This window comes from uncultured Acetobacteroides sp. (assembly GCF_963667355.2).
Classification (GTDB): domain Bacteria; phylum Bacteroidota; class Bacteroidia; order Bacteroidales; family ZOR0009; genus Acetobacteroides.
Genome location: NZ_OY763328.2, coordinates 1532180 through 1544666 on the forward strand (window position 1 = coordinate 1532180; position 12487 = coordinate 1544666).

At 42.6% G+C, this 12487-nt stretch carries 2 protein-coding genes; both read right to left on the reverse strand.

The window, feature by feature from the left end:
• Entirely contained in the window at positions 1-11088 is an 11088-nt protein-coding gene (locus ACHZA1_RS06340; protein WP_320054388.1) for a gliding motility-associated C-terminal domain-containing protein, read from the reverse strand.
• Positions 11089-11263: 175 nt separating this feature from the next.
• Positions 11264-12472, reverse strand: coding sequence for an ABC transporter permease (locus tag ACHZA1_RS06345; protein ID WP_320054389.1), 1209 nt, complete (start codon positions 12470-12472; stop codon positions 11264-11266).
• Positions 12473-12487: the final 15 nt, after the last annotated feature.

Genomic DNA, 12487 nt, shown 5'->3' on the forward strand with positions numbered 1-12487 from the left:
TTAGCGTATAATGGAAACTGCACCGCTAATATTAGGAAGTTTTCCTCTATGCAGCTTAATAACGTAGTAGTAAGTACCCACCGGCAGGTCTTTTCCGCTGTGTCTACCATTCCAATCGTTCTTGTATGGTTTAGAATGGTATACCATAGCACCCCATCGGTTGTATATCTCAACTTCAATGTTCGGATAGTTTACCATTTCCTCGTCATATATCACCCTCCAGGTGTCATTGTAACCATCACCATTTGGAGTAAAGGCATTTGGAGGATTAATTCCACTTAACGGCATGATCTTAAAGCCAGCATACTCCTGGCATGTTTCGGTATCGCTAATCTTGTACGTCACCGTTGCAAGAAGGCTTGCGGCCTCACCAAACTTATCGTTAATGGATATCTTGGTATTATCATCGGCATCAACATTCAACCATTCGGCTTCCATAGGATTCCACACAAGCTTTGGCGAGAAACCTTCTACCTTATACTTAAGCTGCAGGTTTTGGGTTGCCCCCAGCGGCATTCGCATAAAGTATCCAACCCCATCAACCTCCTTAACCAGTGGTCCTGAAATGTATGGACTTGAGAACGGGTAAACTAACACCTTAGCGGTGTCAACATCGTAGCACTTGTTATTGCTCGTCGTTACCTTAAAGATGTAAGGTTTAACAAGCGTATAAGGAACCTTCGATGTTATCTTTTCTGGGGTAAGCTTATCCGTTTTTGTCAAACTAGTAATTACACCATCAGCGTATTCGGTAGAAATGCTAGACCCCTCGATATTTGTCCACTCTACAGTATACCTTTTGGGTATTGGATTAAAATTGTTGTCCACTTTAATCGTCCCATTCTCGTATTCATACTTACTTTGGTCAACTTTGCCATCAATACGAGCCGTAAAGTCGACAGAAGAGTTTATACAGAACGATTTATCGGGATCTGCAATGGCAAAGAAGTCATTCTCCGGATTAACACCTAACTCGAATGGGAACTCCTCGTCGCAAGTACCATTTACTGGGTCAACCACCTTCGCAAGAATAGAGTATTTTAGCCCTTGCAGCTGCGAAATTGTACAAGGAACACCCTGCGTAAACTTGTAGTAAAGATCACTTGGATCAAATCCAGATGCAGGCTCGACAGGTTGCTCTCGCAAGTTAAGTCCCTTCTTAAAATGATAGGTTACATTATCGCCAAAACTACCACTCAGCCCCTTCAGGGTAAATACACCTCCTGATGTTTTAATATCCTCAGGATTTACGAATCTACGACACTCCGAATTTTTCAAATCGTAGTCGGCAATAATATGATTACCATCTATTTTTGGGTCCAATGTTTTGGGACAACCATTATTATCAATAGCAACCAGCTGATATGCTCCTACTGCAAGGTTTTCGTATATGCCTGCACCAGGTGCATCCAAAGTTTTAGGTTCGCCAATCTGCTTATCGCCCAACTTTAGGCTGACGGTATATCCAGGAACTGCGTCGGCTACATTAAAGGCGAGCGCACCTTCTGTCTTAGTGGCGCACCAGAGTTTGATTTTGCTCTTAGCGTCATCAAGAGTAAATACCATATCGGTGGGCTGACTTACAGGAACTGGATTCTTGATAAAACACCCGTTGTTATCGATTACCTTAACCGAATAAGTAGCAGCGGCTAGCCCCTCAAATAGAGGCGTCGTACTATTTTTGAGTTCCTTATCGGCAGCATCGTACAGGAAGTAAGTCAAAGGCGCCGTTCCTCCTTCTACTTCTATCGCAATTGATCCATTTGTCTGTCCATTACACTTCACATCTGTTGGGGTTATTGCCTTAAGCTTAAGCTCAGCAAGTTCCTTGAGATCGACATCTATCACATTAGACTCACATCCAATTTTATCGACTAACTTAATATGGTAAATGCTATTAGGAGTAAGCCCCGTAATGCACATGGTAGCCTTATCAAACGTTCCGGCGGCAGTACCATCATCCTTAGTACAGGAAACCGTATAATCGGCAGGCGCATTTGCCACCTCTATTTGTACATAGTAGCTGCTATTTACGTTACAGGTGCTCTTTTGGGTTATAACTGGCGCTGTATACGTAGGTACATTAACATCGCCCGTAATCTCGAATCCGCTATTGTCAGCAACCTTAACAGTATAATCACCTGCATCAACGCCTGCAAAAGTTACCAGATTCTCGTTTCCTGTCTTTGTTTCGATAACCGTGGCATCACCCTTCTTGGTATAGGTTACCGTGTAAGGTTTTGCGCCATCGGTAATGGAAACCTCAATCGAGCCTTTTGGATCCTTACAGCTACCAGAAATACCCTTGGCGGTCATGCTTAAGTTGGCAATAACAACTTCGCCAGTATACGGACAGCTGTTGCCGTCGTCAATTGTAATGGTGTACTTACCAAGAGGAAGCTTATTGAAAATTGCAGCAACATTTTCGCCAGCAGTAATGGTCATGTTAATTCCATTATCTGGATTGATGCAGATAATATCGTACACGCCCGAGCCACCATGAACGGTAACCTGGATAGAACCAGAAGGATCGGCGGGATCTTTAGGCACTGAAGTGACAATAATATCAGCTGTTATTGCCGTAGGTTCTACAATGGTAGGCTGCTCCGTAATATCACACCCCGAATCGTCCTTGGCATTGATGGTAACAGCACCTGCTTTCAAGCCATCTACCACGTATAGGCCAGCAGCATCAGGCGTAACAGGAGTACCATTAACGGTAACGACCAAACCAGAGGTTGCGCCGTCGACATTGAACGATACCTTACCCGTTGATTTCCCGTTACACTTAACATCGTCCACCACTAGGTTCGTAATCTTGAGCGCAGCGGTTGACACGACAGGAACATCCTTGCTTGCGGAGCAGGAAGCCTCGTCGGTGACGGTTATGGTATAGGTTTTAGCATCCAAGTTGTCGAATATACCAGTTTCATTGGTGTCGGTTCCATTAGAGAATGTCAGCTTACCAGTACCACCCTCGGCAGTAACAGTAATCTTACCCTTAGAGGTACAGGTAACATCCTTAACCTCGACCACCGTAATGACGATAGCCTTTGGTTCTACAATTTCTACAACAGCCGATTTATTAGTACAGCCCTTTGTATCCGTTACATTTATGGTATACGACCCTGGTTTCATCTTATCAAACAGGCCTGTAGTATTTTCAACCACAACACCGTCAATAGTTGCAGAGTATTTCAAATCGCCAACACCACCAGAGGCGGTAACTTTAACTGCCCCTAGATCGCCATTACACTTTGGCTGTGTAGGCTCAACCTTATCAATAACTATAGCAGGATAACTCTCTACCTCGGTATCAAGAACCAAAGAACAACCAGCACCATCAGCATCTGTAATGGTAATATGGTACTTCGAAGGCCATAGCCCACTTATAGTGGTTCCAGTAACAGTCCCCGTTGCACCTTCAGGACTAGGGGTATCAGCCACCCACGTAATTTTATATCCTGGATTGCCACCAGAGATGTCGAGTTCTACCTTTCCATCGGTTGTACCCGCACAAATTGTCTCAGGCTTTGCTTTTACGCTAGCCAAAAGCGTAACCGCAGGCTTAATGGTTGCCGTCATAGTCTCGGTAGTACCAGTACCATCGGTAACCGATATAATGTAATCGCCAGCATCCAAATCAGGAATACTATACTTTCTGTCGGTTACATCAAAAGGACCATTCACGGTACCACCCGCAGGTTGCCACGTCAACTTAAACGGCTCAGTACCGCCCTTAACATCGACATCCAGCTTACCCGTCTTCTCGTTAGCACACTTAACATGAGTTATGTTGACATATAGAGAGAGTTCCTCGAGAACAATCGGACCAACAGTGCCCGAACAACCATTATCATCGGTTGCCGTGATGGTGTAGGTACCGCTTGGCAGCTTATTAAAGTTTACCTCTACGCTACCAGTGGTAACATTCGACATCTCCATTCCAGAGTTGACGTCAACCAACGAGTAAACATAGTTTCCGGAACCTCCTGTTGCTTTAACTACGATACTACCATCAGTAGCGCCATTAGCAGAAGGCGTTTGAGTCTTAATTAGAGTTACAACTACAGGGTCAGGATCAACTAGATCGACTTCTCGAGTAGCAACAACATTAGCCTCATCCTTTACACAAACCGTATACTTTCCAGCAGGTAGACCTTCGAAATGAGAGTCATATCCGTATTTGTCTTTGTTATCCCCATAAATTGAGTACATCATTTTGCCACTACCGCCCGAAGCGTAAATGTCAATAGTACCATTCAATTCTTTATGACATTTGGGATTCCCAATAATAATGTCGTCAATATTGAGGTTTGACTTTGCTATCAACTCAATTTCGTCGGTAGCAACAATACAGTGGTTCTTATCCTTTACGGTAATAATATACTTACCAGGATTCAACTTATCGAAAACTCCAGTAGTATTACTGAAATCGACACCATCCTTGGAGTAGGTGTAATACCCAGGAGCGGCTCCGAGTTTAACACCACCCGAAGCAACAACGGTGATGGATCCATCGGCAGAAGAATTTGATGAAGGATCCAGCTTTGTTACAGAATCAATCTTCAACTTCGTTGGACCTGAAATTCCAAATGGGAATTTCTGTGGACAAGCATTATCATCGCTAATAAACATGTTATAAGTGCCTGCTGTAAATCCTCCAACCTCTATGGTGTAATCTCCGGCATTGGCTCCAGGTGTTGCCTTAAAGGTATAGTCAACACCTTCGGTAAGCGTTACCCCTGTAGTCTTATTCACAAAGGCACAGCTGAGCGTTCCCTGAACACCCATAACCTTTATTGTTGCCTTACCCAAATCGCCAAAGCACTTAATATTGTCGACAGTATAGGTTACCACCTTAATTGTTGTTGCCCCACCTCCATTTGCAATGGTAATAGGGTTTGGCCAACTAGCAGGACATGTTCCACCATCGGTTACCTCAACTAAATACTTCCCTGCAGGAACGTCAACAAAGGTAAACTCGCCTAACGAGTTAGTATTCGATGCAACAAGCACCTTACTGCCCGATCTCAGCAACTTATATGTCAAATCGCCACCACCACCTGCAGCTTTTACTGTAACAGTACCTCCAATGGCACATTTAGTGTCAGTTTTGGTTACATCTGCAATACTTATAGCCGTTGGTGAAGTAAGATTAACATTCTGACTCGCTGATTGGCATCCTAAACCATCGTTTACCGCTATGGTATAGGCACCCTGCGACAATCCAGTAAACTTTCCATCAGTATTATCGAACGTAACACCATCTTTAGCATATGAATATGTGGCCGCACTATTTGTGCTCGTAACTGTAACCGCTATAGATCCAGAAGTAGGACTTCCACAAATAGGATTCTTCGGATCAACCGTATAAGTTATGGCAGGATTATCAACAATCGTATGTTCGGCAGTTGTAGCACACCCACCTCCTGCAGACTTGACCGTTACGACATATTTACCAGCAGATAATTCAGTGATAGATTGCCCAACAAGTTTACCTCCTGTCGTAGGAACACCAGCATTGTCACCGACCCATGTGATATCATATGGAGTATTCCCTCCAGTAATAACTACATCAATCTTACCCGTATTGCTTCCAGCGCAAAGTCGTGATGTTGCATTTTGCAATGCAATAACCAATGCACTGGGCTCATTAATCGTTACTGTCATTGTTGCAACAGAGGTTCCATTCTTATCTGCAACATCAACAAGATAGGTTCCCTTGTCCTGCTTATCTATAACAAAAGGACTTGCTGCAGCAGTAAATGTTTGAACAGCAGCTGGAGATGGAGGCGTTAACTTAATGGTAAAAGGAGAGACTCCGCCCGTAATATTAACGGTGATCTTCCCATCTTTTGCTCCAAAACACGAGATATCAGCCCCAACAGCAGTAACGCTTATACTCGATAGAACTATTGGACTACTGCTAATAGAACACCCATTAGCATCAACAACCTTAATGGTATAGGTATCTATACCAAGACCATTAAAGATACCCGTGCTATTTGAGGGCAAAGTTCCAGGAGTAATCGTATATGTATAACTTGGCGTTCCATTGTGTGCTAAAATCGAAATACTTCCATTATTACCCGAAGTTGGAGGGTTAATAACTGGCGTATCAAGCGTTAGCGCCGTTGGTTCTATAATATCTATATCCAAAGATTGCTTACAGGTAGGGTCGTTGCTATCTGTAACGGTAACAGTATACTTACCACCCGACAAGTTAGCCGCTTTTACCTCGTAATTTGCCCCTATCTTAGTAACACTGGGCGCTGTTGTTGCAACACCATCCTTAGCAAGAGTAACTGTAGGAGTCCCAGAGATACCAGAAACAGTAACAGTTAGTGATGTTTTCTCTGTACTACAGTTAATCTTGGGGACAATAACATTGCTAAATACGATAGTAGATGGAGATGTTAACTTTATCGATGGTGTACTAACCTTTGCACAGCTATTGGCATCGGTAACATCAACAATATAATCGCCTGCACCTACAGAGAATGATCCATTGTCGTTAGACGTAACAACAGCAGCATCCTTTATTAAGGAGTATTTTAAAGGAGGTGTTCCACCTTCAGCTTCAACTTTAATTATACCACTACTACTACAAGTAGGATTTTTAGAGAATTGTGATGTTATACTAATAGGTGAAGGTTCAATAATACCTATTCCACTCGTAACGCTTTTACATGCGTTATTATCCTCTACCGTAACCGTATAATTTGCATTTGGCCCCAATCCACTAAATTCGCCCTTAACATAATCAAACGTTGCAGCAGGTGTCAGAGTTATCACATAAGGATTTGGTGTATTTTTACCACCTGTAGGAGCAACTAGTATACGACCATTCCCCAATCCTTTACAGGTGATATCATACTTCTGAATATGAGGTACAATAGCGCTCGGCTCTGTTACAGGAATCTTCTTAGTTACGCTACATCCTGTATTATTATCTTTTACGGTTACGTCATAATTTCCTTGTCCAAGCTTATCAAACTTATTTCCGACAGGAGTTGCTCCATTACTTATAGAATAACCATATGACCCAGAACCTCCGATTACAGCAACAGTAATAGATCCTGTTTTATCACCATTACAAGCAACATTCGTAACGGCGGTTGCTGCAAGATCGATGTCCAATTTAGCATCTCCTATTTTTACAGTTCCCAATGGTTGAATACAGCCCGCTCCATCCTTAATTGCAACAGGATAGTCGCCCTTAGCTAAGCCAAGGAAGTTAGGGTTATTTCCGAATAATGGAACAACAGTATACGAATAAGTAAGACTAGGTGTACCACCTTTAGGATTGACAATCTTAATAAAACCTGTTGGATTACCAGAACACCCAGTATCATCTTGCTTATCAATAGTAGCAGTAATAGGATCTGGCTCTCCAACATCTACCGAACCTAAATCTTTACTACATCCTGCATCGTCGCTAATGGTAAGTGAATAACCATTCTTTGCTTTTAGCCCTGTAATAGAAGTTCCTACTAATGGAACAATTCCTGCACCTATATTATAGTAGTAGTTAGGAGTTCCCGAATTAATCTTCAAATTGATAATTCCACTACTTTCCCCATTACACTTAACGGGTGTAATACTTACAACTGCCACATCAAGAACAACAGCATCCTTTATGGTTACAGGAATCTTACTTGATAAGCATCCTTTCGAGTCCATAACAACAGCTGTATAAGAACCTGCATCTTGACCCGTGAAAGATCCACTTGAGGAAAAAGTTCCAGCAACACCTCCTTTAATGGAATACTGATACGTACCTGAAGCAGGAAGAGCCGTAATGGTTATTTTACCCTTTCCTGCACAACTAACATCCTCATGAGTTACTGTTGGAACAATTTGAGCCGCAGAAAGCAACTCTACATCAGAAGATTTAGAACAACCAGCCGCATCTGTAACTGTAACGGTGTACTTGCCAGCCTTCAAATGCTCAAACAAAGTTCCTTTTGGCAACTCACCTGTATTAATAGTATAAGCTAATGCAGGCGTGCCACCCGATGCATTTACAGTAATAGATCCTGAAGGTATCGCTTCTATAAAGCAAGATGGATCAACCTTATCTATAGAATTAATGGTTAAAAGAGATGGTGGGGATACAGTTTTCTTACCCAACCAAATATCGCAAACGGAGTTCTTCTCCCTAATAAATACATCATAATCTCCAGGTGCAAGATTAGGGAAGGATCCAGATGAACTCCAAGCGTCGGAATTTAGCCTATACTCGTACTGACCAGTTGCAGCACCTGCTGGATTGGTTATTACAATGGAGCCATTGTTAGTTATAGCACAACCTGTAGCAGGATTCGCCTTGACGTCAGCAGTAAGATTATTTGTTTCTCCTACAGAGGTTGTAGGACTACTCAACAGTTTAATGCATGTTGGGTTCGCAGCATCCTGAATGTAAATAGGATAATCCCCCTTAGGCAGATTAGTAAAGGTGTAGTCTTTCCCAGAGGCTCCACCTGTACCTGTAAACCAGTTCGCATTATCACGTGAATACTTATACGTACCAGATAAACCTCCTGTTGGATTGCTTACCGTAATGGATCCGGTAGATTTACCATAACACGATGGCGTGCTTGTTACAATAGCACTCATTACTGGAGGTGCTGTAATGTTTACGTCTCCTATATGCTCAGCACAATCGTGTGTTGCTTTATTTCTTACAAAAAGAGAGCGAGCCCCCTTATCTAGACCAACAAACACATTTCCAACTGGAGTTGAATAGGTAAGACCGCCATCTATTGAAAACTCATAGCTTCCAGACCCTCCTGTTGGATTAACAAAGGTAATACTACCATTAGCGGCATCAGCACAAACCTTAACATTAGTAGATGTAAATCCTGATTTTATCTGTGCAGGTCCAACAATCGTTTGATTACTAAAACTCTTCTCGCACGACTTATGTGCCTGATCTCGCATCTTAATCGGAGTCTTTAATCCTGGATCAAGATTAGGGAAAGAGGCAGCGGTAGACCATGTTGTTCCATCTATTGTAAACTCGTATACTGTTGGAGGTACAGTTCTCCCCCCTGTCGGATTCGAAAAAGTTATGCTACCGTTCTTACTATTATAACACCCTGTTACAGGAACCGTAACAATGCTTGCGTTCAATGGAGCAGGATCGGATATTACAACATTACCGATAACCTTAACACAAGTTTGATTTTTATTATCTCTAATCTGTATGGTGTAACCAGGTGCAGGTTTAGGAGGGAGAGCACTAGATACGAGCCCCCCAGTACCGGAGTTATCCCCAGCCTTCCAGCCTACCGCTCCTGAAATTGTATAGTCATAAATTCCTGAGCCACCTTGAGGGTTGGTTATGGTGATTACTCCATCATTTGCCCCGCTACAAGTAATATCGGTAAAAGTTACTGTTGCAGTAAGCGCAGGCTTGGCAGTAATAGCAACGTCACTTCCTCCATTAAGCTGAATACGACATCCTGGATTATCTAAATCTTCGACCCACACCTTATAATTACCAACATCTACACCCGTAAAGGTATACGACGCCGAGCCACTATTACTAAACCAAGTACTTCCGCCATCCTTAGAGAACTGATATTTCCCCGAGCCTCCAGAAGCACCTGTAATAACAATCTGCCCATCAGGAGTTGCACTACAACCCGAAACAGGAACAGTAGAAACTGTTGCTGATAGTTTAACAGGTTGATCAATTTTTTGTGCTGGAGCTACGCTTTTACAGTTAACATCCTTAACGCGTCTTACTATTACATTAGAATAGATTCCAGCAGGAAGAGATGCAAAAGTGTTTTTTCCATCTGTAGGTAACAGAACATACTTGCTGCCATCATACGAACCCTCCAGCGGACTATCGACAGTTCCTCCTGTTGCTACAATAGATATAGTACCATTGCTATTCCCAAAACAACCATTAACATCGGTATGTGTTGCTGTTAGTACAATTGGAGCAGGTTGGCTGATTACAATTTCATTTTTACCAGAGGCATTGCTATAATCATAGAGACAAGAATGGCTATCAATAATAGATAACGAATACGTTCCAACCGCTATATCTAATGACAAATACGACCCATCGAAAGGAACAGGAGGATTCGTGTTTAATACATATTTATAAGGAGCAGTTCCTCCTATTAAACTTAAACTAACATTTCCATTACCTCCATTACATGAAGCATTGGTTACTAAAAAATCATCAAACGTTAATGGAATTGGAGGCTTTATATCAAATCGCTTAACATCCTTTAGTATTCCACTAGTCATCTTTAAGAAGTAGCTTCCACCAGATAAATTTGACAACAAGGTAGTTCCTGGAATTACCTTGCCTCCTGCATCTGTCCATTGAAAAGTTGTTGTTGAAGTAACATCCTTTACTCCAGCAGTAACTTTATTAATCTTGATACTTCCGTCAACACTGCTTGAACAAGATATGTTAGTTAAATCAAAATCAACTTGAAAAACACTATTTTGAGAAGGTTCTGTTGTCTTAAGAAACCCTGTTTTGTAAGCAGTCTTTTTCACTCCATTTGGAGCAATAAGAGTTTGAGCCTTTATCTTATGGTTGCCGAAATTCACATTATTTCCTTCGACTTCTAGGGTACCGCTGGTTGTTAAACCAGACAAGAAATAATAATTTGCTTGGGATTCGAATAAGAGATTTGCACCAATAGTTGAAGAAGGAAACGAAACATACCGCTCGGAAGAGGAGGATAGAACAAAAGTCCCCATCCAGCTGCGGGTTGACTCGAATATCAAATTTCCATCAGACGTAATGGTGTAATTACCTTCAAAGCCAGACAATGCAACGTCTTCATTCCAGAAAAGACCTCCAACCTTTATGTCATGATCGAGCTTAATTACCCCTTCGGATCTGAAAGAATTTCTATCAACAACAACTAAGTTTGCTTGAGTTGGAACAGCAGCACCTCCCTTTCCGCCTGATGTGTACGACCAGTGTTGGCTATCCGACCAGTTTCCGGAACCACCGACCCAATAACGAGACTGCGCTAATCCCCCCAAAACACCAAAACTAGCGATGAAAAGCATCGCTATCCTAGCAAATACGTAGAAGTTCCTCATTCCAACAAACAGATTTAATACTTAACGAGCTATCCCTTAATACTTAAACGTGGAAACAGTTGTTCACTGCCTGCACGAATTTAACTTTTAAAAGCATTATTACAAAATTTTTTCTCTATTATTTGTTAATTCACAGGAATAATATGTTTAGTTGAGCAAGCTTTAACCCTAAAAACTACACCAATTGCTTCTTTAAAGAAGATATTGGATAGCGAGCCGCAAAATAGCCAATAAGAACAACTGTAATAAATACAGCTAGCAAATCTACAGCTTCAATTTTTACGGGATAGGCATCAAGCACAAAGGCTCCCTCGGTAGATAGCTTTACTATTTTATAGTATTTCTGCAGAAGAGCTACTCCTAATCCAAGTACAACGCCTATGCTGGCGCCAAAAATGGAAATTAGCCACCCCTCGAATAAAAAGATTCGTTCGATCAACTTCGACGATGCGCCCAGCGAACGAAGCACAAAAACATCCTCCTGCTTATCAAGCATCAGCATCGAGAGCGATCCTATTATATTAAAGGAGGCAACGATGAGAATTAGCGAAAGAATCATGTATATAATCCACTTCTCCGACTTCATGATTCGGAAAAGCACCTCGTTCTGCATGAAGCGGTCCTTAACCTCGTACTTACTCCCCAAGGCCTCTTTCATCTTGCCGTAAACATCGGATAAATTAGCGCCAGGCTTTACTTTCACCTCCAGCGCCGAGGCTTCGTTGGTGAAGTTGTACGCAGCATCCAGCAAACGAATGGGCACCATCACGTACTTCATGTCGTAGTCTAGATTCGTCTGAAAGATGGATGTGGGGAAAACGTACCGCTCCGAGAAGGAATCTGGAGACTGCATATCCGTTGCATCCCGATTGGGGAGATAAATAAAGAGCGGATCCATGAAGTTTACGCCAATGCCCAACGACTGGGCAATCATGGCGCCTACCGAGGCTTTATCGATATCGCCTTGCGTTAGGATGAAGTTTCCACCAACTAGCATGGAGTCGATGCCCACCACCTTTGAGTAGCTATCGTCGACCCCCTTTACGGTTATAATTTGCTGCTTGTTGGCGTACCGCACCAGGGCATTCTCTTCGAGCGTGCGGCTAACGGTTTGAACGCCGTCGACCGCCATCAGTTTAGCCTTTAGGGCATCGTCGTACTTGAAGAATTTACCTTCGGCGGGGGTGATCTTTAGCTCGGGATCGAACGTGCTGTAGAGGGATCGAACGTAGCTGTCGAATCCGTTGTACACCGAGAGAATAACCACCAGCGCCATTGCTCCTACGGCAACCCCCACAAGGCTAATCATCGACATGATGTTGATGGAGGTGTGCTTCTTCTTGGAGAAGAGGTACCGTCGGGCAAAAAAGAGTGGCAGCTGCATTTCGAGTTCTATTGA

What these genes read in the sequence shown, in the direction of transcription:
- ACHZA1_RS06340 (WP_320054388.1), bottom strand. Translation starts at nt 11,088, where the DNA reads ATGAGGAACTTCTACGTATTTGCTAGGATAGCGATGCTTTTCATCGCT.
- ACHZA1_RS06345 (WP_320054389.1), bottom strand. Translation starts at nt 12,472, where the DNA reads ATGCAGCTGCCACTCTTTTTTGCCCGACGGTACCTCTTCTCCAAGAAG.